Genomic DNA, 23,592 nt, shown 5'->3' with positions numbered 1-23,592 from the left:
GACGTTCGTGGCGCAGCCCCTTCTTCCGGACGATACACCACTTTCGTCACTCAGGGACATAGTTGCTCTACTCTCCGTTACCGGACGGGGAGTTGTCACAACCGCACGCGTACGAGTGACTGCGGAGCGTACAGGGGGTCGGGTCTCATTCGGTGATCAATACGGTGTGCTCCACCGGTTCCCCGGCGGCGAAGCGGGTGAGCTGGCGGGCCAGCAGGCGCTTGGCGCGTGGCTCGAACGCCGAGCTGCTGCCGCCGACATGGGGTGTGATCAGGATGTTCGGCGCGCGCCAGAGCGGGTGGCCGGCGGGCAGCGGTTCCGGGTCGGTGACGTCGAGGGCAGCGCGCAGCCGGCCCGACTCCACCTCCGCCAGCAGGGACTTGGTGTCGACGACGGGGCCGCGCGACACGTTCACGAGCAGGGCCCCGTCCTTCATCCGGCCGAGGAACTCGGCGCCGGCCAGACCCCGGGTGGCCTCGGTCAGGGGGGTCACGAGGATCACCACATCGGCTTCGGGCAGGAGCCGGGGCAGGTCGGCGAGGGCGTGCACCGGGCCCCGGGCGGCGGTCCGCGCCGAACGGGCCACGCGTGCGATCCGTTCGCACTCGAAGGGCACGAGCCGGTCCTCGATGGCCGAGCCGATGGATCCGTAGCCGATGATCAGAACTGACTTGTCGGCAAGGGCGTCGTAGAAGCCGGAGCGCCATTCCTCGCGGTCCTGGCCGCGGACCATGCCGGGGATGCCGCGCAGGGAGGCGAGGGTCAGCGCGAGGGCCAGCTCGGCGGTGCTGGCCGTGTGGACCCCTGCGGCGTTGCACAGCCGTACTCCGGGGCGCAGGTCGCCGAGGCGGCCCATGACGTCGTCGATGCCGGCTGTGAGGGTCTGGACGACCCGGACGGCCGGCATCTCGGCGAGCGGGCGGACGGTGACCTCGGCGGACTTCATGTACGGGGCCGCATAGAAGACGCAGTCGGCCGGATCGGCGGGGAAGTCGTCGTCCCCGTCCCACTGGCGGTACCGGAAGGAGTCGGGGAGGCCGGCGACCTCTTCGGCGGGGAAGGGGAGCCAGACGTCCCGGGGCGTTGCAGTCATGATCACGAGGCTATGCCAAGCCGTCTTGATCAAGCCGTTAGTTTGGTGGCCGAAGTGGAGGGGGACGCAGGGGTGGAGCGCAGGTCGATCGGGGCGGGGGCGCTGAGCGTGGGCGCCGTCGGCCTCGGCTGTATGCCGATGAGCTGGGCGTACGCGCCTTCTCGGCGGCGGGGGCACGAATCGCTGGCCGCCGTGCACGCCGCGCTGGACCTGGGGTCGAACCTGCTGGACACGGCCGATGTGTACGGGCCGTTCACCAACGAACTGCTGTTGGGGCGGGTGCTGCGGGAGCGGCGGTCCGACGCATTCGTGTCGGCCAAGGTCGGACTGCGGGCCGGCGACCAGCACGTGGTGGCCGACGGCCGGCCCGGCTACCTGCGGCGGGCGTGCGACGCATCGCTGCGGCGGCTGCGGACGGACGTCATAGACCTGTACCAGCTGCACCGGGTGGACCCGGAGGTTCCGGTGGAGGAGACCTGGGGGGCCATGGCGGAGCTGGTGAGCGCGGGGAAGGTGCGGGCGCTCGGCTTCTGCGCGTTGGGCGCCGGTGCCGGCCCGGGGGCGGGGCGGCGCGGCGACCGCGGGTACCGGACGACGCTGCGGCACCTGGAGCGGCTGCAGCAGGTCTTCCCGGTGAGCGCGGTGCAGGCGGAGCTGTCCGTGTGGTCGCCGGAGGCGGCTCGGCAGCTGCTGCCGTGGTGCGCTGCGCGCGGGGTGGGGTTCCTGGCCGCCATGCCGTTGGGCAGCGGCTTCCTGACGGGGACGCTGACGCCGGGCGAGGGCTTCGAGCCGCAGGACGTCCGGGCCCGGCACCCGCGGTTCACGGCGGAGGCGATGGCCTCGAACCAGGTACTGGTGGCGGGGATGCGGCGGGTGGCACGGCGGTACGGGCCCGAGGTCACGGTCGCGCAGGTGGCCCTGGCCTGGGTGCTGGCCCAGGGGCCGCAGGTGGTACCGGTGCCCGGCGCGGACCGGGCGCACTGGGCGGTGGAGAACGCGCGGGCGGCGCAGCTGCGGCTCACGGCCGGGGACCTTGCCGAGATCGCGGGCCTTCCGGTCGACGTGGGAGCCTGGGACTGACCGCCCACAACCACTCGATCGGGTGTACGAGTGGTGGAACTTCGGGAACTGCCCCGGCTGTTGAGACGGGTGAAGGGCAGGATCGGAGGACCGGAAGGGAGCAGGGCGATGCGATACGGAAGTTCTCCCGGGCAGGCGGGGCACGAGGGGGCGGGCGCGCGGCGCCTGAGCGTGCGGGCGGCGCTCGCGCTGGCCGGGTGCGGTGCGCTGCTGGTGGCGGGATGCTCCCCGGAGGGCGCCCCGGGCACCGGGCGGGGTGGTTCCCCACCGGGCGCGACGACGGCGGGGCCCGGGTCACCGGGACCTTCGGGGAGCGGGGCGGCCTCGCCACCGACGTCCGTGCCGCCGGCGAAGGGGGCGGTGACGGTCACCGGCGAGGCCGCCAAGGACCTGCGCTCACCCTGGGGCGTGGCCCCGCTGCCGGGGGGTGACCTGCTGGTCGCCTCCCGGGACGAGGGGACGATCAGCCGGGTCGCGGCCGGGTCGGGGGCGGTGACGCAGATCGGCGAGGTTCCGGGCGTGGACCCGGGCGGCGAGGGCGGACTGCTGGGCCTTGCGCTGTCGCCGGACTTCGCCTCGGACCGTCTGGTGTACGTCTACTTCACGACCGCGTCCGACAACCGCATCGCACGGCTGCGCTACGACGAGCAGAGACCTTCCGGGCAGCAACTGGGCGCACCGGACACCGTGTTCCGGGGGATCCCCAAGGGGCTGATCCACAACGGCGGGCGGATCGCGTTCGGCCCGGACAAGATGCTGTACGCGGGGACGGGAGAGACCGGTGTCACAGGTCTCTCGCAGGACAGGAAGTCGCTCGGCGGGAAGATCCTTCGGATGACTCCGGACGGGGATCCGGTGCACGGCAATCCGGAGGCCGATTCGGTCGTCTACTCCCACGGGCACCGCAATGTGCAGGGCCTCGCCTGGGACAAGGACAAACGGCTGTGGGCGGCCGAGTTCGGCCAGAACACCTGGGACGAGCTGAATCTGATCGAGCCCGGCGCGAACTACGGCTGGCCCGAGGCCGAGGGCAAGGCGGGCAAGCCGGGTATGCGGGATCCGGTGGCGGTGTGGAAGACGGACGAGGCCTCGCCGAGTGGGATCGCCTGGGCCGAGGGGTCGATATGGATGGCCGGCCTGAAGGGCGCGCGGCTGTGGCGGATCCCGCTGTCCGGGACAGAGCCGGTCGCCGAGCCGGAGGCCTTCCTGCGGGACGAGTACGGCCGGCTGCGGACGGTGATCGCTCTGGGAGGCGACCGGCTGCTGCTGGTCACGAGCGAGACGGACGGGCGCGGGTCGCCGAAGGCGGGCGACGACAGGATCCTGACCCTGACGGTGCGGTGACCGGCATGCCCCGGGCGCGGGGCGGAAGGTGCGTGGACACGGTGTTCAACATGATCGAGGAGCTGTTCAGCCCGGGACGCAAGCACACGAATGAGGAGAAGAAGCGGCTGGAGCTGTCCCGGACCGACGTCGGCGACCACGATCCGGGACGGGGTCCGATAGACCTCGACTCCGGCAGGGTGGTCATACGCCTGGACGAGGAGCCCCCCGACGATTGCTGACCGGCCGCGCGTCGGGCGCGTACCGGGCGGGGCGGACGCGGGCTGAAGAGCCGTAGCAAGTTCGGCCAGGAGCGGGCGCGGCGGCTGGCGGCGGTGGACGTCGCCCGAACGGCAGGTGGCGACGATGACGACCCGGCCGCTGCCGAGGGTGCGCAAGAGGTAGGACAGCAGGGGGCGGGTGGAGGTGTCCGCCGGTGCAGGTCCTCCTGGACGAGGACGACGATGCGGTCGGCGGCGAGCCGCTCCAGCATCCGGGCCGTCAGTTCGAAGAGCCGGGCCGTGCCCTTCTCGCCGTGCGGGCCCTGGGGGTGTCGCCGAGTCCGGGAGGATCCGGGCGAGCGTCCTCCTGGCCCGCTGCTGCGGCGGCCAGCTCCGCTGTGAGCAGCCGGTGCAGGGCGGGCAGGGCGGGCAGTGCCGTCGAGTACGCGGCGAAGGGAAGTCCCTCCGCCCCTGTCTCACACAGCCGCCGAAGGCGAGGACGGCGCCCAGCCGGTCCGCCTCGCAGGGGAACTCCTCGGTGAGGCGGGTCTTGCCGACCCGGTCTCTCCCCCGATGAGCATCGCCTGCGGTTCCCGGTCGGCGGCCCGGGTCGGTGCGTCGGTGAGTACGGCCGGTTCGTCGGCGCGGCCGACGAACACCGGGCTGACAGATTGGTCGCCGCGTCGCCGAGCACCGCACAGAGGTCCTGTCCGGCGGGACCCGCTACAGGGTCGCTCCGCATCGCCCGCCGGTTCACGCGGGCCGGGGCCGCGGAGCGGGCGCCGCGGGTCCGGGATCCTGTCACCGCCCTCGGGGTTCCCTCCCGCGCAAGGAGGCCCGGCGCGCCGTGCGGGCTCCCCGGACCACCCGGCACGCGGCGGCTTCCTAGGCCGCTGCCTTCGGGATGGCCAGCAGGAGGTCGAAGTACATGAGGACGAAGAGCAGCACGCCGAGGGCGCCCAGGCCGATGCCCGCCCAGGAGACGGACCGCACCCAGGTGGGAAGGGTGCGCTCGGGGGTGCTGAAGGCGGGGAGGGCCAGCACGAAGGTGGCGATGATCAGGGCGAGGGCCGAGAAGACGCCGTTGACCATCGCGGTGGTGTGCCAGGGGTCGACGAACTGGGCGGCGATCTGCGCGTTGGCGTCGGCGGCCTGGCTCAGCTCCAGCCGGGCGGCGATGCTCGCGCGCTCGGACACGATGCCGGCGACCCAGCTTCCGCTGAGGGCGACGACGGAAAGACCGGCGGAGACGATCGCGAAGGCCGCGGAGCCCACGTGGCCAGGCTGCCGGGCCTCGTCCTCGTCCTCGTCCTCGGCGAAGTCGTCGTCGAGGTCGGCGTCGGTGAGCGCGGAGTCGGCGTCGGTGTCGGCAGCCGCGGCGAGGTCGGCGTCGGCCTCGGCTGCGGCGTCCTGGGTGGTCTTTCTCTTCCCGAGGTCGACCTGGGTGTCCGCCTCGGCGGCGTTCGGGGCGGGGGTCTTCGTGGTGTCCATGCGGGGCACCGTAGGGGCCGTGTCTGAGAGTTCTCTGAGAATCCGGTGGTCGTGGCCGTATCGGGCCCCGTGGACGGCGGGGCCCGGACGCGGTGCCTCAGGAGCTGCGGGTGGCGGCCCACTCGTGGGCGAGGATCGACCACACCTCGGTGTCCTGCCGGACGCCCCGGTGCAGGTAGTTCTCCCGCATGACGCCTTCGCGGGTCATGCCGAGGCGTTCGGCGACGGCAAGGCTCTTCTTGTTGCCGGTGGCGGCGTGCCACTCGACGCGGTGCATGCCGCGCTCGGCGAAGGCGTAGTCGATCAGGATCCGGCAGGCCTTGGTCACCAGGCCGCGGCCGACCGCGGCGGGCTCCAGCCAGCAGCCGATCTCGCAGTTCCCGGCGGCGGCGTCGAAGTCGGGGAAGAGGACGCCGCCCACGAGAGTGCCGTCGAGGCGGATGCCGAAGAACCGGGCGCCGTCCTCACCGGCCTTCACGGCGTACTTGGCCAGGAAGGCCCGGGCGGAGTCGACGTCCGGGGAGCGGTCGGGGAAGCCGACGTACTGACCGATGAACTCGCGTCCGCGTTCGATGTGCGCGAAGAACTCCTCGGCGTGCCGGGCCTCCAGCGGGAACAGCTGGGCGCCTTCGGCGAGGTCTATCGAGAACATGCGGCTTCTTCCTTGGGTCTCGTGCGGCGGTTCGCCGGATCACCGGGAGGCTGTGGCGGCCTCGGCCTCGTCCTCGCTCGTGGTGAGGACCTCGCCGGACCGCTGTGCCGGAAGTTTCGCATGCGGACGGTGTTCGGGGGGCTCGATGCTGATCCGGGGCAGCCGCCGGTCGAGCCAGGCGGGCAGCCACCAGTTGGCGCCGCCGAGCATGTGCATCAGGGCCGGCACGAGGAGGGTGCGCAGCACGAAGGCGTCGAGGGCGACGGCCGCGGCGAGCGCGATGCCGAACATCGCGATGATCCGGTCGCCGCTGAGCACGAAGGCGAGGAAGACGGAGATCATGATGACGGCGGCCGAGTTGATGACCCGGCTGGTCTCGGCGAGGCCGACGCGTACGGCCCGCCGGTTGTCGCCGGTCTCCAGCCACTCCTCGTACATCCGGCTGACGAGGAAGACCTGGTAGTCCATGGAGAGTCCGAAGAGGACGGACACCATGATCACGGGCAGGAAGGGCTCGATGGGGCCGGCGCTGCCCAGGCCAAGCCGTTCACTGCCCCATCCCCACTGGAAGATCGCGACCACGACGCCGAAGGAGGAGGCGACGGCTGCGACGTTCATGGCCGCCGCCTTCAGCGGGATGCCGATGGACCGGAAGGCCAGCAGCAGGAGCAGGCAGCCGAGTGCGATCACGACGGCGACGAAGAGCGGCAGCTTCCCGACGATGACCTCGGCGAAGTCGTCGTACGCGGCGGTCACCCCGCCGACGTGCACCTCCATGGAGTTGCCCTGCCCGGCGCGCGGGACGACGTCCTGGCGGAGGGTGTCGACGAGGTCGCTGGTGGCCCTGGACTGCGGGGCGGAGTCCGGGATGACGGTCAGGACGGCCGTGTCGCCGCTGCGGTTGAAGACGGCGGGGCCGGTGGAGGCGACGCCAGGCGTCGTGCGGAGCGCCTGCTCCAGTTGGTCCACGGCGAGCCGGTCCCCGGCGCCGTCCAGGCGGGCGACGACGGCGAGCGGGCCGTTCGCGCCGGGCCCGAAGCCCTCCGCGAGCAGGTCGTAGGCCTGCCGGGTGGTGGAGCCGGCGGGGTTGTTGCCCTGGTCGGAGGTGCCCAGGTGGAGGGAGAGGGTGGGCAGGGCCAGTACCACCATGACGGCGGTGGCGACGGCACCGAGCAGCTTGGGGTGGCGCTCGACGAAGGCGGACCAGCGGACGGCGAAGCCGGAGGTCCGCTGGGGCTGCGGGCCCTCGGCGGCGAGCCTTCGGCGTTCGCGGCCGGAGAGGGCGCGCATGCCGATGCAGGACAGGAGTGCCGGCAGCAGGGTGACGGAGGCGGCGACGGTCAGGACGACCGTCACGCACGCCGCTATGGCGACGCCGTTGAGGAAGTTCAGCCGCAGCACCAGCATGCCCAGCAGTGCGATGCAGACGGTGGCGCCGGCGAAGACGACGGCCCGGCCGGTGGTGGCGACGGCGCCGGCCGCCGCCTCCTCCACCGGCAGGCCCCGTGCGAGGCCCTTGCGGTGGCGGGTGACGATGAACAGCGCGTAGTCGATGCCCACGCCGAGGCCGATGAGGGTGCCGAGCATGGGGGCGAAGTCGGCGACCGGCATGGCGTGCCCGAGCAGGGTGATGCCGAAGTAGGCGGTGCCGACGCTGACGAGGGCGGTCGCGATGGGGAGCAGGCTCGCGGCGAGGGAGCCGAAGGCGAGGTAGAGGACGAGGGCCGCGACCGCGACGCCTATGACCTCGGCGAGGTGCGCGGTGGGGGCCTCGGTGAGCTGGATGGCGCGGCCGCCCAGCTCGACCTGGAGTCCGCCGGCCTCGGTGGTGGGGTTCTTCGCGGTGTCGACGACCGCCCTGGCCTGGGCCTTGGGCACGGAGTCGGCCGGCTGGTCGAAGGTCACCACGGCGTAGGCGGTGCGTCCGTCGGGGCTGACGCGTGCGGCGCTCTCGGGGCCGGGGCCGTAGGGGCCTGCGACCGATCCGACACCGGGCAGTGCGGCGACGGCGTCGAGCGCCCGGGTCATGCGCTGCTCGATGTCCGGGGTGTGCGCGTTCTGGTGGGCCGGGGCCCGCCACACGATGGTGTCGGTGTCGCCGCCCTGTCCTTGGAAGCCTTCGCGCAGGAGGTCGTTGGCCTTGCCGGACTCGGTGCCGGGGACCTCGTAGTTGGTGGAGAACGCCGCTCCGGCTGTCACTGCGGCCGCCGCGGTCCCGCCGAGGGCGAGCAGCCAGACAAGGACGGCGAGGAGGCGGTGGCGCATGCACCACCGCGCGAAGACTGCCAACGGACGTGCTCCCTGGTGGGTTCGGATCTTTACCGGGAGACAGCCCGTCGCAAAGAACGCGTGAACTCGTGAAGGCCCGGCCGAAGCCCGGGGGGTCGCCCCGCGGTTCGGCCCAGATGGTCTGCTACCTCCACGATCGCAGCGTTTCGTGATCGTCGGCCCTTTTCGTGTGCATCATCACAGGAGGACCGGGAGGTGCGCGGGAACTCAGGTCCCGGCGGGTGTCCCGCCGGAGAGTTCCGAGGACAGGGCGTCGGTCCGGTCATCGGGCTCGTCCACCCGGTAGCCGGGGATCGAGGGCCAGCGGACGGTGAGGACGACCGCGTCCTCCTCCGCATACCAGGAGTGGTCGACGCCGCGGCCCCAGAGCACGTAGTCGCCCTGTTCGGCGAGGACGACGGTCCGCCCCGGGAACTCCAGCCGGAAGCGTCCGCTGATCAGCACCAGCAGTGCGGTGCGCTTCTCCGCGGTCGCCCAGCGCTCCCGTTCGTCGCCCTTGGGGTGGACGCCCCACTTGATCTCCACGTCCTCGCTGTGACGGGGATCGGCCGGGTCCTTGAAGTGGCCGAGGAGCCAGCCGCGGTCGGCGGCGGCGTCGGGACCGGCCTTGCCGGTGTGGATGGTGAGGTCGTCGTTCACGCTGGTGAGGCTAATGCAGTTGTGCGGGTCGGCGGCACACTGGTGAGCTGGGCGGATGAGCATGGATCTTGATGAGCTGCTGAAGGTGCGCGCCCGGTACGACGCCGAGGTGCGCGAGGACGCCCGGCCGGACGGCGGGGACGCCCTCGTGGAGCGGGTGGGCCGGGTCGTCCGGCAGAGTGTGCCGGGCCTCGGGTGGAACGGCGTCCTGTGGTCGGACCTCGACGAGGAGACGGCGGACGGGCAGATCGCGGCGCAGGTGGCGTTCTTCTCGGAGCACGGCTGCCCGGACTTCGAGTGGAAGCTGTACGCGCACGACGGGCCGGCGGATCTCGGGGACCGGCTGCGGGCTGCGGGCTTCGTACCGGAGCCGCCGGAGACGCTGATGGTGGGGCGGGCGGCCGAACTCGCCCAGCTGCCGGTGGAGCCGCCGCAGGGAATCACCCTGCGGGTGGTGACGGACGAGGCCGGCGTCGACCTGATGATGGAGGTCCACGCGGGGGCCTTCGGCACGGAGCGGCCCCGGATCCGCGCGGCGTTGCTGAGCCGGCTGCGCGACGAGCCGGAGACCATCGCCGCGGTGGTCGCGATGGCGGGCGACACCCCGGTCAGCGCGGCCCGGATGGAGATGCGGCCGGGTGCGGCCTTCGCCGGCCTGTGGGGCGGCGGCACGGTCCCGCAGTGGCGCGGCCGGGGCATCTACCGCACGCTCGTCGCCCACCGCGCGCGCCTGGCGGCGGAGCTGGGCATCCCCTACCTCCAGGTGGACGCCTCGGACGAGAGCCGCCCGATCCTGGAGAGGCTGGGCTTCGGGGTGATGGGTGTGACGGTGCCGTACGTCTGGACGCGGCCCGGCCGGGACGCGGACTGATGCCGCGCCGGCCGGTCGCCCGGGCCGGCCCGACGGCGGGGCGGGGTTCCGCGGCGCAGGGCCGACGGGCACGATCGCGGACATGGAACGCATCAGCCCGCCCCTGACCGGGGCCGAACGCGAAACCCTCCGGGCCTACCTCGACTACCACCGGGCCACCCTCGCCTGGAAGTGCGAGGGCCTCACCGACGAGCAGTTGCGCCGCGCATCGATGCCGCCGTCCGAGCTGTCCCTGCTGGGCCTCGTCCGGCACATGGCCGAGGTGGAGCGGCACTGGTTCCGCCGGGTCGTCGGCGGCGAGGAACTCCCGCACCTGTGGTCGGACAGCCACGACTTCCAGGCCGCCTATGACGCCTCCGGCTCCAGCCGCGCCGAGGCGTTCGCCGCCTGGCAGGAGGAGGTGGCGCACGCCCGGCGCATCGAGGCGGCCGCCGAGTCCCTGGAGGTGACGGCGTACGTGCCGCGCTGGGAGGAGGAGGCCTCGCTGCGCCTGGTCATGCTGCACCTCATCCACGAGTACGCCCGCCACAACGGCCACGCCGACTTCCTGCGCGAGGCGATCGACGGGGCGACCGGGGCCTAGACCCCGGTGCCGGTGCCGGTCCCCGGCCCGCTCCCGGTGCCGGTCCCGCTCCCGGTTTCGGTGCCGGTGCCCGGGCCGCGGTCCGACGCGGCCCCGGGTCTCAGGCCGCGCGCCAGTAACCCAGGCCGTTCACCCGCTGCTTGGGCAGGCCGAGGTCCTTGCGCAGGTAGGCCGTCAGGGTGCGGGTCGTGGCCGTGTCGCAGGCCAGCCAGACGTAGGCGGATCCGGGGTCCCCGAGCAGCTCGGGCAGCTCGGCCCGGACCCGGTCGGCCAGCGCCGTCCCGTCGCGCCGCACCCGGCGGATGTCGTGCCGGTCCGCGTCCAGGCGGACCGGCAGCTCCTCGTCGGAGAGGTGCTGGGTCTCGAACCAGATGGTCGCGGGCAGGCCGGGGAAGGAGTCCAGCAGGGAGTTGATCGCCGGGAGGGACGCGGGGTCGCCGATGACCAGCAGGCGCTCCGGGGCCGGAGCCGGGGCGGTGAATCCGGTGCCCTGGACGGTGGCCTCGATGGTGTCGCCCGGCTGGGCGCCGCGCGCCCAGTCGCTGGCGACGCCGTCGTGGAGCGCGAACTCGAAGCAGAAGGTGCCGGCCTCGGGGTCCGGGTCGACGAGGGTGTACGCCCGCTGGTGCGGCTTGTCCGCGTTCTGGAACCAGACCCGCACCCACATGGTCGGGTGCAGCGATGCGCCGGCGGCGGCCAGCAGTCCGCCGTCGGTGAAGTACACCCGGCGGAAGTGCTCCGTGACGTCTTCCACCCCGGTCACCGTGAACGTGAAGTCCTTGCCCCGCAGGAGCTTGAGGACCACGCCCTCCCAACCCTTGCCGACCGCCATGTTCGTCCTCTCCCCTGACACCTTTATAGTTAGGGCAGCCTAACCTAAATGCACGTCGGGGAAGAGTGTGAGCAGCGTGAGCAGTGTGAGCAGCGAGAGCGACCCGGAGCCGTACACGGGCGCCCGGGACGAGCCCCACGGGCAGACCCCGGAATCCTACGCCGTCTTCCGCGACCCCTGGGGCATCCCCCACCTGCGCGCTTCGGACGAACTCGGACTCGCCCGCGCCCAGGGCCGCGTCACCGCTTTCGACCGTGCCTGGCAGTTGGAGGTCGAGCGGCACCGCGCCGAGGGCTCCAGCGCCTCCTTCCTGGGCCCGGACGCCGTCGTCTGGGACCGCTTCGCCCGCCAGAGCCGCCTGGCCGACACCGCCCGCCTCTGCTACGAGGCCATGGAGGCCGACGACCCCGCGACCGCCGCGTGGGTGCGCGCGTACGTGGACGGCGTCAACGAGGGCCTGGCCGCCGGCGCCGCCCGTGACGAGCGCTTCGCCCGTACCGGCCTCGCCCCCTCGCCCTGGGATCCGTGGGTTCCGCTGGCGATCTGGGTCGCCACGCACATCCTGTTCGCCGGCTTCCCCACCAAGCTGTGGCGCGAGCGCGTGGCCCGCGCCCTGGGCGACGACGCGCTCACGCTCTTCGCCACCGACGGTCCCCGTATCGCCGGCAGCAACGGCTGGATGGTGCCCGGCGACCGCACCACCACCGGTGCGGCGATCATCGCGGGCGACCCGCACCGCTTCATCGAGGACCCGGGCGTCTACCAGCAGATCCGCCTGTCCTGCCCGGACTACGACGTCCTGGGCCTCGCCGTCCCCGGCGTGCCCGGCCTCGCCCACTTCGGGCACACCGGCTCCGCCGCCTGGGCCATCACCAACGCGATGTCCGACTACCAGGACCTGTACGTCGAGCGGCTGCGCCGCGGCGACGACGGCGCGGCCGTCGAGGCGCTCGGCCCGGACGGGGTCTGGGAGCCCGTGGCGCGCCACACGGAGACCATCGTCGTGGCGGGCGGCGACGACGTCGAGGTGGAGGTCCTGGAGACAGCCCGCGGCCCGGTGATCGTGCACGCGGACGGCGGCCCCGGCGCCGACGCCGCGACCGACACCGGCACCGCCTCCGAGAGCAGCGCCGACGGCAGCACGCAGACCCTCTCCCTGCGCTATCCGCCCCGCGTCCGGCGCGACCTCGGCTTCGCCGCCCTCCCCGCCCTGCTGCGCGCCCGCACCGTCGCCGACATCGACCGAGCCCTCGACGGCTGGGCCGAGCCGGTCAACGTCGTCCACGCCGCCGACACCGAAGGCGGCCTGCTGCACCGCGTCGCGGGCGCCGTGCCGCTGCGCCACGGCACCAACCGGCTGCGCCCCGTGCCCGCGTGGGAGCCGGAGCACGCCTGGCAGGGCTGGGCACCGACCCCTGCCGAGCCCGTACAGGGCTTCGCCGTCATGGCGAACGCACGCGGCATCGCCTCCCCGCTCGGCGTGGAGTTCGCGCCCCCACACCGCGCCGACCGCATCCGCGAGCTGCTCAGCGGCTCCGCGCACTGGTCCCCGAAGGCGATGGCCGACGTACACCGGGACACGTACCTGGCCTCGGCCGAGCCGCTGCTCGCCCTGCTTCCCGGCTTCGAGGAGCTGACGCCGGCCGCGCAGGAGCTGCGCACCCGGCTGCTGGCCTGGGACCGGCGCATGGAGGCCGGGAGCACCGACGCCACCGCCTTCTCGGCCTTCCGGACCGCGACGGTACGGCGCCTCGCCGCCGACCCCGTCTTCGCGGAACTGGCGGGGGCGCCCGCCGGGCCCGCGGTGTTCCACCCGTGGCTCTACCTGGTTCCCAAGATCGGCTACGCGCTCGAAGGCCTGCTCACCACGTCCCTCTTGCCCGAGCTGGACCGTGCGGCGCATGTCCGCGCCGCTCTCGAGGAGACGGCCGCGGCGGGCTCCCCCGACACCCCCTGGTCGAAGGTCCACCGCCTGGCCCCCTGGCAGGCGGTACCCGACCCGGACGCTCCCGAGTGGCCCGGCCTCGGTGGCGACCACGACTGCGTGAACGCCACCTCCTCCGTGCCCGGCTTCACCGACCTCACCGCCCGCGCGTCGGCCGCCCGTTACGTCTGGGACCTGGCCCGCCGCGAGGACAGCCTCTGGGCGGTCCCGCTGGGTGCGGACGGCGTCACCGGAACCCCCCACCACCGCGACCAGCTCCCCCTGTGGGCGCGCTGCGAACTCGTTCCCGTCGTCACCGACTGGACCCGGCTCACCAAGGAATCGATATGACCTCCGCCGTCTCCGCCCGGCAGCCCGTCTACACGCACCACGTCGAGGGCTTCGGCACCGTCACCATCACCCCGGTCGACCCGGCCGCCGACGCCGGCCTGATCCACGGCTGGGTCACGCAGGAGCGGGCCCGCTTCTGGGGCATGGGCGAGGCCAGCCTCGAACTGGTCCGGGAGATCTACGAGGACGTCGACCGCCGCACCACCCACCACGCCTTCATCGTGGCCCGCGAGGGTGAGCCGGTCGCACTGTTCCAGACCTACGACTGCGCCGAGGACCGGGTCAGCGAATGCTATGAGGCGCTGCCCGGGGACGTCGGCGTGCACCTGCTGATCGGCCCCGGCGAGGGCGCCCCGCAGCCCGGCTTCAGCGCGAGCCTGATGGAGGCCTTCTTCTCCTTCGTGTTCTCCGACCCGGCCGCCCGGCGCGTGGTCGCCGAGCCGGACGCGCGCAACACGAAGGCCATCGCGCGGCTGGAGCGCACCGGGTTCGTCCTCGGCCCGGAGGTCGTGCTCCCGGAGATCGACCTGCCCGAGGTCTACCTGCCGGCCAAGCCGGCCCGCCTCGCCTTCCTCAGCGCACCGCAGGGACGCTGAGGAAGTCGGTCACCAGCGCCGCCCATTCGGCGGGGCGCTCGGCGAACGGAAGGTGCCCGGTGGGCAGTTCCACGAGCCGGGCGCCCGGCAGCGTGTCCGCCAGTTCCCGCTGGAGCGCGAGCGGCACGAGCAGGTCCTCGGTGGTCGCGACGACGAGGGCCGGCACGTCGAGGCGCGCGATCTCGGTGCGCAGGTCCGTACCTTCGAGCAGCGCGACGTGGTCGGCGGTCCCGGGCGGGAGCGACCCGGCGGTGTCCCGCACCGCCTGCCCCACTTCGCCCGGGGTGAGGCCCGCCAGGACCGCGGGGTTCAGCACGAGCGGCACCAGCAGCGAGGCCAGCAGCTCTCGCTCATTGCGCTCGGCGAGCTCCTTCCAGAGGCCGCCGACCAGGTCCAGCCAGTTGCCGGACCGCGCGAAGGTGGCGGTGAGCACGATTGCGGTCACCCGCTCCGGATGGCGGGCGGCGACGCGGACGGCCACGTTCCCGCCGAGCGAGTAGCCGAGTACGGCGAACGTCTCCAGCCCCTCCGCGTCGGCGGCGGCGACCAGTTGGTCGGCCATCTCGTCCAGTCGGAGCGGCTCGTCGGCACGCGGAGTGCCCCCGGTCCCCGGATAGTCGACGCCGACGACGCTGAACCCGGCGGCCAGCGCGTCCAGCACCGGGCCGAAGTTGGATTCGACGGAGCCGCCTCCCCCGTGGGCGAGCAGCAGGCCCGGACCGCCGCTTTCGGTGCGGACCGTGCGGGCGTAGGGGGCGGTCGTCGTGGTGACGGGCATGGCAGGACCTCGTTATTTCTGTAGCGGTCATTACGCATTGAACCGTACCCAACTTCTTTAGCGAGCGCTACATAAACTTCCTGCCGGACCGAACACCTTCGCGGTCCGGCAAACCGATCGTTCCGATTGACCGCGTGATTCCGGCCACGAAAGACTGATGGCCAGTCACCAATCCGGCGCTGGGGGGAAATTGACCAGCCAGAATCTGCACATCGGGCCGGACGCGGCAGCGGACCGCTATCGCCTGCTCAGGTCGATCGGGCGCGGCGGGGAGGCCGTGCTCTACCTCGCGGAGATCGAACTCGCCGGCGGGTCGGAGCCCGTGGTCGTCAAGGTGCTCGACTCCAAGACCACCATCACGCCCGAGGTCTTCGACCGCATCAGCCAGAAGTGGAACGAGCAGGCCGAGCTGCTGAGATTCGTCCACCGGCCCGGCGTCGTGGGGGTGCGGGAGCACTTCGAGGGCCCGCCGATCCACCGTCCCGGGGAGTCGTCCACCCTGACCGGGCGGGCGCTCGTCCTCGTCATGAACCACATCGACGGGCTCGACCTGCGGGACTGGCGCGCCGAACGGACGCTTGCCACCGCCACCGAACGGCGCGAGGTCATGCGCACCCTGGAGCAGTTGGCCGAGGTCCTGGACTGGCTGCACTCGGGGAAGGCCACGCCCTCGGGACGGCAGGTCGTCCACGGCGACCTCTCCCCCGGCAACGTGATGGTCGACGCCCACGGGCAGGCCACGCTGGTGGACTTCGGCCTCAGCAAGCTGACCGCCGACCACCAGACGGCCGAGGTCTGGTTCACCCCGGGCTACGCGGCGCCGGAGGTGTTCGAGGGCAAGCGGACACCCGGCACCGACCGGTACGCCTTCGGGGCGATCGCGTACTTCCTGCTCAGCGGGGAGTCGCCGCCCGCCTCTCCGCAGCAGCTGGCCCGGGCGATGGCCGAACTGCCGCAGATCGCGGTGCTGGACGCCGAGCAGCGGGCCCGGATCACCGCCCTGTACGCGGAGGATCCCTCTCGCCGACCGGTGAATCTGGCCGGGTGGATGAAGGACGTACGCCGCGCCGTGGTGTCCACGACGACGTCCACGACCTCGCAGCGGGCCGCCGTCCGGGACCACCCGCCGAAGCCGGCCGCGCCTGCGCCGCCGACGGTGGCTCCGGCGGCCGCGGCGGCGCCGCCACCGCCCGCGTACAGTCCGACCGCGCCGGACCCGGCTGCCGCGGCGCACCCGCCGACGCACCCGCCGACGCACCCGCCGACGCAGCCGGCGGCTCCGCCCGACCGGGCGCTGCCGGCGCAGCCGGCGGCGGAGCCCGCCCCGGCACCCCTACCGGAACCGGCGGCGTCGGTGCCCCAGGGGTACGGGCCGGCGTACGACCTGTCCCCGGCGCCGCCCGCACAGGCCGCCGCGCCGAAGCAGAAGCGGCGGACCGGCCTGGTCCTGGGCTCGGCGCTCGCCGTGGCCGTACTCGCCGCGAGCGCGGTCGTCGGCGTGAAGCTCCTGGGCGACAAGGAACGGGCGGACACCGCCGCGAGCGGGAAGCCCGGCGGGGCGAGTGCACCGCAGTCGCCGGCGCCCGCCCCCTCCTCGGCCTCCGCGACCCCGTCCGCGGGCTCCGCGTCGGACGGATCCGGCTCCGCGGCCTCGCCGACCCCGGAGGTCTCCGCCGGCCCCCACGCCCCCGGGGAGGTCAAGGACAGCAACGTCGCCGACCTGACCGTGCTGTCCTGGGTGGGCGGCGTCGACAACTTCGAGGTCGGCTCCGCGAAGCTGAACACCACGGAGTACGGGGCGGCGCTGCTCGGCAGCTGCTACTACGGCGCGGCGATCGAGTACGACGTCAACAGGGCCTGGTCCACGCTGGAGTTCACCGCGGGCATCGACGACGGCTCTGCCGTGGAACAGGCACGGCTGACCATCTCGGTGGACGACAAGCCCGCGATCTTCTCCGAACTGGTCCACCTGGGCAAGCCGGTGACCAAGTCCCTGGACATCAAGGGCGCCCTGCGGCTGCGCATCAAGGTGGAGGAGGGCTGCAAGGGCCGCGGCAACGCCGTCCTGGCAGCGCCCGTCCTCAAGCGCTGACGGAGCCTGTCCCGTCCGCCACCCCGAGGTCGGCCCGCATGGCCGCGCGCATCTCCCGGAGCAGGGCCCAGATCGCATGCTGGGCCGCGGAGACGGTGGCCATCGTCTCGCCCTCCTCGGGGGCGCCCCGTTCCAGGCGCTTGACCTGGCCGTAGACCATGCTCAGGGCGTGGTTGACGGCGCTCGCAGGCCCGAGCACGGCGTCCGGTGCGATCATCTGTGCCTCGGAGTAGCGGTCGCGCTGGGCGTCCTTCGCCTCGTCGAGCGCCTCCCGGTCGGCGTCCTCGACCGCGCGCTCCCGCATGACGTGCAGATGGCGGTTGAGGGCGGTGGTGAACTGCCGGGCATCCCGGTTGAGGTCCGCGTAGCAGGTCCGCCGCAGCGCCAGGTAGTCGCGGATCTCCTCGTGGCCGCGCAGGAGTTCCATCTCCCGGCGCTTCGCCCGCTCCGCGCCCCGCTGGGTGAGCAGCGCCCCGCCCAGGGTGCCCACCACGCCCACGGCAGCGATGACCATCGCACCGATCTCCACCGCAACTCCCCCTGTCCTGTGACGGCTTCGACCGTCATTGTGCAGGAGACGGCCGAGGCCCCGCACCAACGGGTGCGGAGCCTCGGGAAGCCAGGGCCGCCAAGGCGTCCGGGCGAATCAGCCCTCGGAGACGCCCAGGCGCTCCAGGATGAGCTCCTTGACGCGCGCCGCGTCGGCCTGGCCCCGGGTGGTCTTCATGACCGCGCCGACCAGGGCGCCGACCGCGGCGATCTTGCCGCCGCGAATCTTGTCGGCGATGGCCGCGTTGCCCGCGATGGCCTCGTCGACGGCCGCGCCGAGCGCGCCCTCGTCCGAGACGACCTTCAGGCCTCGCTTCTCGACGACCTCGTCCGGGGTGCCCTCGCCGGCGAGGACGCCCTCGATGACCTGACGGGCCAGCTTGTCGTTCAGGTCGCCGGCCGCGACCAGGGCCGCGACCCGGGCCACCTGCGCCGGGGTGATCGGCAGCTCGTCGACGACGACGCCCTGCTCGTTGGCGTTGCGGGCCAGCTCGCCCATCCACCACTTGCGGGCGGCGGCCGAGTCGGCGCCCTCCTCGATGGTGGCGACGATGGAGTCCACCGCACCCGCGTTGAGAATCGACTGCATGTCGTGCTCGCTGACGCCCCACTCCTCGCGGAGGCGGTTGCGGCGCACGCGCGGCATCTCGGGCAGGCCGGCGCGCAGCTCCTCGACCCACTCACGGGCCGGCGCCACGGGCACCAGGTCGGGCTCCGGGAAGTACCGGTAGTCCTCGGCGTTGTCCTTGATGCGGCCGGCCGTGGTGGAGCCGTCCTCCTCGTGGAAGTGCCGGGTCTCCTGCACGATCGAGCCGCCGGAGGACAGCACGGCCGCGTGCCGCTGGATCTCGAAGCGCGCGGCGCGCTCGACGGAGCGCAGGGAGTTGACGTTCTTGGTCTCCGAGCGGGTGCCGAACTCCGTCGTCCCGTTGGGGCGCAGCGACAGGTTCACGTCACAGCGCATCTGGCCCTTGTCCATGCGCGCCTCGGAGACGCCGAGCGCCTTGATGACCTCGCGCAGCTCGGCGACGTACGCCTTGGCGACCTCGGGGGCCCGCTCGCCCGCGCCCTCGATGGGCTTGGTGACGATCTCGATGAGCGGGATACCGGCGCGGTTGTAGTCCAGCAGGGAGTGGGACGCGCCGTGGATACGGCCGGTGGCACCGCCGACGTGCAGCGACTTGCCGGTGTCCTCCTCCATGTGGGCGCGCTCGATCTCCACGCGGAAGATCTCGCCGTCCTCCAGCTGGACGTCCAGGTAGCCGTTGAAGGCGATGGGCTCGTCGTACTGGGAGGTCTGGAAGTTCTTCGGCATGTCCGGATAGAAGTAGTTCTTCCGGGCGAAGCGGCACCATTCGGCGATCTCGCAGTTCAGCGCGAGACCGATCTTGATGGCGGACTCGACGCCGATCGCGTTGACGACCGGGAGGGAGCCGGGCAGGCCGAGGCAGGTGGGGCAGGTCTGCGAGTTGGGCTCGCCGCCGAGCTCCGTCGAGCAGCCGCAGAACATCTTGGTCCTGGTGCCGAGCTCGACATGGACCTCGAGGCCCATGACGGGGTCGTACGACGCCAGGGCGTCCTCGTACGACAGCAGTTCGGTGAAGGTGGTCACGGTGAAACTTTCCCTCTCAGCCCAGCAGGACGTCGTCGTCGCCCAGGCGCTTGAGCTCGCGGTACAGGATCGCGAGGCCGGTGACGATGGCGGCGGCGGACACGGCGGCGTCGACCAGCTTCAGCATGTCCTGCTCGCTGCGGGCCTTCTTGACCTGCTTGAACACGCTGATGGCGCCGAAAGCGGTGGTGCCGATCGACAGGTAGGTGCCGGTCTTGGACTTCTTGAAGCCCTTGGCCTTGGACAGTGCACTGGTGCTCACAGCGACGGTGCCTCCTCGAGCAGCGGGTGACCCCAGCGTGCGACGAAGGCGGCCTCGACGGCTGCACCGACCTTGTAGAGCCGGTCGTCCTTCATCGCCGGGGCGATGATCTGGAGCCCGACCGGGAGGCCGTCCTCCGGCGCCAGGCCGCAGGGCAGCGACATGGCGGAGTTGCCGGCCAGGTTGGTCGGGATGGTGCACAGGTCCGCGAGGTACATGGCGAGGGGGTCGTCGGTGCGCTCGCCGATCGCGAAGGCGGTGGTCGGGGTCGTCGGGGAGACGATCACGTCGACCTGCTCGAAGGACTTCTCGAAGTCCTTCGAGATCAGCGTGCGGACCTTCTGGGCGGAGCCGTAGTACGCGTCGTAGTAGCCGGAGCTGAGCGCGTACGTGCCGAGGATGATGCGGCGCTTGACCTCGTCGCCGAAGCCGGCTTCGCGGGTCAGGGCGGTGACGTCCTCGGCGGACTTGGTGCCGTCGTCGCCCACGCGCAGGCCGTAGCGCATGGCGTCGAAACGGGCCAGGTTCGAGGAGCACTCGGACGGCGCGATCAGGTAGTACGCGGCCATGGCGAGGTCGAAGGACGGGCAGTCCAGCTCGACGATCTCGGCGCCGAGCTCCTTGAGGAGCTCCACCGACTCGTTGAAGCGCTGGACCACGCCTGCCTGGTAGCCCTCCCCTGCGAACTGCTTGACGACACCGACGCGCATCCCGGCGACCGAGCCGTTGCGGGCGGCTTCGACGACCGGCGGGACCGGGGCGTCGATGGAGGTGGAGTCGAGCGGGTCGTGCCCGGCGATCACCTCGTGCAGGAGGGCCGCGTCCAGGACCGTACGGGCGCAGGGACCGCCCTGGTCGAGGGAGGAGGAGAAGGCGACCATGCCGTAGCGCGAGACGCCGCCGTACGTGGGCTTCACGCCGACCGTGCCGGTGACGGCGGCGGGCTGGCGGATGGAGCCGCCGGTGTCCGTGCCGATGGCGAGGGGGGCCTGGAAGGCGGCGAGGGCCGCCGCGGAGCCGCCGCCGGAGCCGCCGGGGATGCGGGTGAGGTCCCAGGGGTTGCCGGTGGGGCCGTAGGCGCTGTTCTCGGTGGACGACCCCATGGCGAACTCGTCCATGTTGGTCTTGCCGAGGATGACGACGTCGGCTTCCTTCAGCTTGCGCGTCAGAGTGGCGTCGTAGGGCGGGATCCAGCCTTCGAGGATCTTCGAGCCGACGGTGGTCGGGACCCCGACGGTGGTGAAGATGTCCTTGAGGGCGAGGGGCACGCCGGCCAGCGGGCCGAGCTTCTCGCCGGCCGCGCGCTTGGCGTCGACGGCGCGGGCCTGGGCGAGGGCGCCCTCGCGGTCCACGTGCAGGAAGGCGTGGACCTTCTCGTCGGTGGCGTCGATGCGGGCAAGGTGGGCCTCGGTCACCTCGACGGCCGTGAGCTCGCCGGAGGCGATCTTCTCGGCGGTCTCGGCGGCCGTGAGCTTGATGATGTCGACCATGGCTGTTAGTCCTCCCCCAGGATCTGCGGCACCTTGAAACGCTGCTGCTCCTGGGCGGGAGCACCGGAGAGCGCCTGCTCGGGGGTGAGCGACGGACGGACCTCGTCCGCGCGCATGACGTTGGTCAGCGGCAGCGGGTGGGAGGTCGGCGGGACGTCTTGGTCGGCGACCTCGGAGACACGGGCGACCGCGCCGATGATGTCGTCGAGCTGTCCGGCGAAGTGATCCAGCTCGTTGCTGGACAGCTCAAGGCGCGCCAGCCGTGCGAGGTGGACGACCTCCTCGCGCGTAATGCCAGGCATGCAGCGATCCTCTGGGGGTGGGTGGATGTGTAGGTTCGGGCTCAATCCTATGGGGCCCGGTGCCCGGCCTGCGAAACGGTTTGGCCGGGGCCGCCGCCGGGCCGCCGCGCAGAGCGGGGGCGGGCGCACCCGGACGGGGCCCCGATCGACGGCGCGGCCGGGAGAACGGGGCTCCGCCCCGGTCCCGCGCCTCGAACGCCGGCGGAACCGGGAGGCGGGCCCGGCGGCCTTCACCGGGCGAGCCCGGGGGTGGATCGCGGCCGGCGTCCGGACGCGGGCCCGGCGGCCTTCACCGGGCGAGCCCGGGGGTGGATCGCGGCCGGCGTCCGGACGGGGTCAGACCGCGTCGGCCTCGGCCGCGGCCAGTTCCGCCGTGATGTCCGCCGGGCGGCGCCAGCCGCGCTCTCCACGGGCCAGCAGCCAGGCGGTGGCCTCCTGCGGCGGCATCGCGGCGGCCACCAGCCATCCCTGTACGGCGTCGCAGCCCAGGTCCCGCAGCCGCTCCCAGGTCTCGTCGTCCTCGACGCCCTCCGCCACGACGAGCAGGCCGAGCGAGTGCGCGAGGTCCACGGTGCAGCGGACGATCTCCGCGTCCTGCGTGTCGACGGCGAGCCGGCCCACGAACGAGCGGTCGATCTTCAGCTCGCTGACCGGCAGACGGCGCAGGTGGACGAGCGAGGAGTAGCCGGTGCCGAAGTCGTCCAGGGACATCTTCACGCCGTGCCCGGTGAGGCCGGCCATGGTGTCCGCGGCCCGCTGCGGGTCCTCCAGCAGGACGTGTTCCGTTATCTCCAGCTGCAGGCCGCTGGCCGGAACCCCGTGGCGGGCCAGCCGCGCGGCCACCGCGCCGGCGAACCCGGGCGTGTGGACGTCGCGCGGTGAGACGTTGACGGCGACCGGGACCTTCAGGCCCTGCGCCCGCCAGCGGGCCACCTGGGCCAGGGCCGTCTCCAGCACGTACTCCGTCAGGTGGGGCATCAGCCCGGAGGTCTCGGCGATCGCGATGAACTCGTCCGGGGGGACCCTGCCGCGTTCCGGGTGGACCCATCGGACCAGTGCTTCGAGCCCGGCGACCTGGCCGTCGAAGCGGACCTTCGGCTGGTAGTGGAGTTCCACCTCACCCGCGTCGAGGGCCCTGCGGAGGTCGCCGAGGAGGCCCAGGCGGTCGGGGGTGTTGCTGTCGCGCTTGGACTCGTACACCTCCACGCCCGTGCGGTCACGCTTGGCCTGGTACATCGCCACGTCCGCGCGCCGCAGCAGCCCCTCCGCGTCGAGGGCGTGGTCGGGGAAGACGGCGAGGCCGGCGCTGGCCTCCAGGACGAGCGTGAGGCCGTCGAGGTCGAGCGGGGAGCTGAGCTCCGCGACCAGGTGGCGGGCGATGCGCTGGGCGCTGGTGGTGGAGTCGGCGACCGGGAGCAGGACGGCGAACTCGTCGCCGCCCAGGCGCGCGGCCTCGGCCTCCTCGGGCAGCGCCTGGCGCAGCCGGTCGGCGATCTGGAGGAGCAGCCGGTCGCCCGCCAGATGGCCCAGGGTGTCGTTGACCGCCCGGAAGCGGTCCAGGTCGATCAGCACCAGGGCCGCCCGGGTGCCCAAACGTTCAGCCTCATCCAGGGCGGACCAGGCCCGCTCCAGCAGCCACTGCCGGTTCGGCAGCCCCGTCAGGGGGTCCCGCAGCTGCTCCTCGGCGCGCGCCCGGGCGATCCAGAGGGTGGAGTCCAACGCGATCAGCGGTACGGCGAACAGCGGCAGCAGGACCGGCTGGCTGACCGCCACCACGCAGATCAGGGGCGCGATGCCGAGCAGCGCGACCGCCACTAACGCCTGTCGGAGCAGGGCCGTCCGGGCGACGGTGGGCAGCCCGCCGCCGCGCGGGGTCAGTGCGATCCAGAGCAGGAGCCGCGTGGCGAGCAGGTAGGCGACGGCGACGAGGACGATCTCGGGTACGGCGTCCAGCCCCCAGGCGGTGGGCAGCCAGGGGGTTTCGACGGTGGGCGTCTCGCCGAAGGCGGCGAGCACGAGGGCGCCGGCCCCGATCCCGAGGATGTCGACGGAGCCGTGGATCAGCCCCTGGCGCCAGCGGTGCCGGCGGGCGGCCCCGACCAGGGAGACCACCGCCAGCGAGACCAGTCCGGCGGGCACCCAGCCGTAGAGGACGAGCACGCCGAGGGTGAGTGCGGCGCCCGATCCGGTGCCGCCCCACCAGCGGTCGCGCCCGAGGGCGACCAGGTGGCCGACGATGATGCCGGTGAGGAGGGCCAGCGCCCAGCCGACCGGGCCCCCGGGGAACAGCGCGTGACGGCCGCTCAGGGCGGACGCGACGCCGGTGGTGAGCACCGCGACCGCGAGGCCCACGACGATGAAGGGCAGCACGCCGCGCCGCCCCTGCCCGCCCTTACCTGTGTCGACCGGTCCGGTCTCCGGCGTCCTGGCACGCAGGACGCCGAGCCTGCCCGCCCGCATGGACGGGATTTCCCCGCCGAATTCAGGTGACGGGTCGGCGCTTTCGGTGGGTTTCATGCCCGTACCTCTCACAGCCGGCGATGCCGATGTCACGCGATGGCC

The 23,592-nt window shown here is 72.8% G+C and carries 21 protein-coding genes and 1 pseudogene; 8 read left to right on the top strand and 14 right to left on the bottom strand.

All coding sequences use genetic code 11. From position 1 onward, the window contains the following. Positions 1-145: 145 nt before the first annotated feature. Positions 146-1,093 carry a 2-hydroxyacid dehydrogenase gene (locus ACZ6JS_RS02770; protein WP_469295302.1) on the bottom strand — a complete coding sequence of 316 codons (948 nt, stop codon included), beginning with the start codon at positions 1,091-1,093 and terminating at the stop codon, positions 146-148. Positions 1,094-1,165: 72 nt separating this feature from the next. Here ACZ6JS_RS02770 and ACZ6JS_RS02765 point away from each other — a divergent pair, with 72 nt between their 5' ends. The 3 genes from ACZ6JS_RS02765 (at position 1,166) to ACZ6JS_RS02755 (ending at position 3,738) form a co-directional block, all read left to right on the top strand. After that, positions 1,166-2,173: an aldo/keto reductase gene (locus tag ACZ6JS_RS02765; RefSeq protein WP_469295555.1), complete on the top strand. Its 1,008-nt coding sequence runs from the start codon at positions 1,166-1,168 to the stop codon at positions 2,171-2,173. 108 nt (positions 2,174-2,281) lie between these two features. Next, the gene (locus ACZ6JS_RS02760) at positions 2,282-3,517 is read left to right on the top strand and encodes a PQQ-dependent sugar dehydrogenase (protein WP_469295300.1); all 1,236 of its coding nucleotides are present in this window, start codon (positions 2,282-2,284) and stop codon (positions 3,515-3,517) included. A 32-nt stretch (positions 3,518-3,549) separates the two neighbouring features. Then, the gene (locus ACZ6JS_RS02755) at positions 3,550-3,738 is read left to right on the top strand and encodes a DUF6191 domain-containing protein (protein WP_469295299.1); all 189 of its coding nucleotides are present in this window, start codon (positions 3,550-3,552) and stop codon (positions 3,736-3,738) included. A gap of 57 nt (positions 3,739-3,795) precedes the next feature. On the opposite strand, the pseudogene ACZ6JS_RS02750 reads toward ACZ6JS_RS02755, so the two are convergent. The 5 genes and pseudogenes from ACZ6JS_RS02750 to ACZ6JS_RS02730 form a co-directional block, all read right to left on the bottom strand. Beyond that, positions 3,796-4,376, bottom strand: a pseudogene (locus tag ACZ6JS_RS02750) (ATP-binding protein); the annotation flags it as partial. Between the two features lie 226 nt (positions 4,377-4,602). Then, entirely contained in the window at positions 4,603-5,208 is a 606-nt protein-coding gene (locus ACZ6JS_RS02745) for a hypothetical protein (RefSeq protein WP_469295298.1), read from the bottom strand. A 97-nt stretch (positions 5,209-5,305) separates the two neighbouring features. Continuing rightward, entirely contained in the window at positions 5,306-5,860 is a 555-nt protein-coding gene (locus ACZ6JS_RS02740) for a GNAT family N-acetyltransferase (RefSeq protein WP_469295296.1), read from the bottom strand. 39 nt (positions 5,861-5,899) lie between these two features. Continuing rightward, positions 5,900-8,149 carry an MMPL family transporter gene (locus ACZ6JS_RS02735; protein ID WP_469295295.1) on the bottom strand — a complete coding sequence of 750 codons (2,250 nt, stop codon included), beginning with the start codon at positions 8,147-8,149 and terminating at the stop codon, positions 5,900-5,902. Between the two features lie 207 nt (positions 8,150-8,356). Next, positions 8,357-8,788, bottom strand: a complete 432-nt coding sequence (locus tag ACZ6JS_RS02730; protein WP_469295293.1) for a cupin domain-containing protein — start codon at positions 8,786-8,788, stop codon at positions 8,357-8,359. Positions 8,789-8,849: 61 nt separating this feature from the next. On the opposite strand from ACZ6JS_RS02730, the gene ACZ6JS_RS02725 reads away from it, so the two are divergent. Both ACZ6JS_RS02725 and ACZ6JS_RS02720 read left to right on the top strand, forming a co-directional pair. Beyond that, entirely contained in the window at positions 8,850-9,659 is an 810-nt protein-coding gene (locus ACZ6JS_RS02725; protein WP_469295554.1) for a GNAT family N-acetyltransferase, read from the top strand. 82 nt (positions 9,660-9,741) lie between these two features. Then, complete coding sequence (locus ACZ6JS_RS02720; protein ID WP_469295292.1) at positions 9,742-10,242, top strand: DinB family protein; 501 nt, start codon at positions 9,742-9,744, stop codon at positions 10,240-10,242. 100 nt (positions 10,243-10,342) lie between these two features. Here the strand turns inward: ACZ6JS_RS02720 and ACZ6JS_RS02715 are convergent, their stop codons facing one another. Continuing rightward, entirely contained in the window at positions 10,343-11,074 is a 732-nt protein-coding gene (locus ACZ6JS_RS02715; protein WP_469295291.1) for a siderophore-interacting protein, read from the bottom strand. Positions 11,075-11,258: 184 nt separating this feature from the next. Here ACZ6JS_RS02715 and ACZ6JS_RS02710 point away from each other — a divergent pair, with 184 nt between their 5' ends. Next, a complete protein-coding gene (locus tag ACZ6JS_RS02710; protein WP_469295552.1) occupies positions 11,259-13,349 on the top strand; it encodes a penicillin acylase family protein in 2,091 nt (696 codons plus the stop codon). After that, complete coding sequence (locus tag ACZ6JS_RS02705) at positions 13,346-13,945, top strand: GNAT family N-acetyltransferase (protein ID WP_469295289.1); 600 nt, start codon at positions 13,346-13,348, stop codon at positions 13,943-13,945. Before ACZ6JS_RS02710 ends, ACZ6JS_RS02705 begins: the two co-directional genes overlap by 4 nt. Here ACZ6JS_RS02705 and ACZ6JS_RS02700 read toward each other — a convergent pair. Then, positions 13,923-14,723 carry an alpha/beta fold hydrolase gene (locus ACZ6JS_RS02700; protein WP_469295287.1) on the bottom strand — a complete coding sequence of 267 codons (801 nt, stop codon included), beginning with the start codon at positions 14,721-14,723 and terminating at the stop codon, positions 13,923-13,925. The two genes, ACZ6JS_RS02705 and ACZ6JS_RS02700, sit on opposite strands and share 23 nt — an antisense overlap. 190 nt (positions 14,724-14,913) lie before the next feature. Here ACZ6JS_RS02700 and ACZ6JS_RS02695 point away from each other — a divergent pair, with 190 nt between their 5' ends. Next, the gene (locus ACZ6JS_RS02695; protein WP_469295286.1) at positions 14,914-16,815 is read left to right on the top strand and encodes a protein kinase domain-containing protein; all 1,902 of its coding nucleotides are present in this window, start codon (positions 14,914-14,916) and stop codon (positions 16,813-16,815) included. Here ACZ6JS_RS02695 and ACZ6JS_RS02690 read toward each other — a convergent pair. From ACZ6JS_RS02690 to ACZ6JS_RS02665, 6 genes are all read right to left on the bottom strand, one after another. Then, the gene (locus ACZ6JS_RS02690) at positions 16,805-17,344 is read right to left on the bottom strand and encodes a hypothetical protein (RefSeq protein WP_469295285.1); all 540 of its coding nucleotides are present in this window, start codon (positions 17,342-17,344) and stop codon (positions 16,805-16,807) included. The genes ACZ6JS_RS02695 and ACZ6JS_RS02690 overlap by 11 nt on opposite strands. Positions 17,345-17,461: 117 nt before the next feature. Then, positions 17,462-18,976: an Asp-tRNA(Asn)/Glu-tRNA(Gln) amidotransferase subunit GatB gene (gatB, locus tag ACZ6JS_RS02685; RefSeq protein ID WP_469295284.1), complete on the bottom strand. Its 1,515-nt coding sequence runs from the start codon at positions 18,974-18,976 to the stop codon at positions 17,462-17,464. A 16-nt stretch (positions 18,977-18,992) separates the two neighbouring features. Next, a complete protein-coding gene (locus ACZ6JS_RS02680; protein ID WP_469295282.1) occupies positions 18,993-19,238 on the bottom strand; it encodes a hypothetical protein in 246 nt (81 codons plus the stop codon). Next, the gene (gatA, locus tag ACZ6JS_RS02675) at positions 19,235-20,728 is read right to left on the bottom strand and encodes an Asp-tRNA(Asn)/Glu-tRNA(Gln) amidotransferase subunit GatA (RefSeq protein ID WP_405449792.1); all 1,494 of its coding nucleotides are present in this window, start codon (positions 20,726-20,728) and stop codon (positions 19,235-19,237) included. Before gatA ends, ACZ6JS_RS02680 begins: the two co-directional genes overlap by 4 nt. Before the next feature lie 5 nt (positions 20,729-20,733). After that, entirely contained in the window at positions 20,734-21,030 is a 297-nt protein-coding gene (gene gatC / locus ACZ6JS_RS02670; protein WP_030030671.1) for an Asp-tRNA(Asn)/Glu-tRNA(Gln) amidotransferase subunit GatC, read from the bottom strand. A gap of 336 nt (positions 21,031-21,366) precedes the next feature. Further along, a complete protein-coding gene (locus ACZ6JS_RS02665) occupies positions 21,367-23,547 on the bottom strand; it encodes a putative bifunctional diguanylate cyclase/phosphodiesterase (protein ID WP_469295281.1) in 2,181 nt (726 codons plus the stop codon). Positions 23,548-23,592 lie beyond the last annotated feature (45 nt).

This window comes from Streptomyces sp. NPDC046349 (assembly GCF_055587885.1).
Note: the sequence above shows the minus strand (reverse complement) of the source record. Positions and strands in the feature narration are given on the sequence as shown.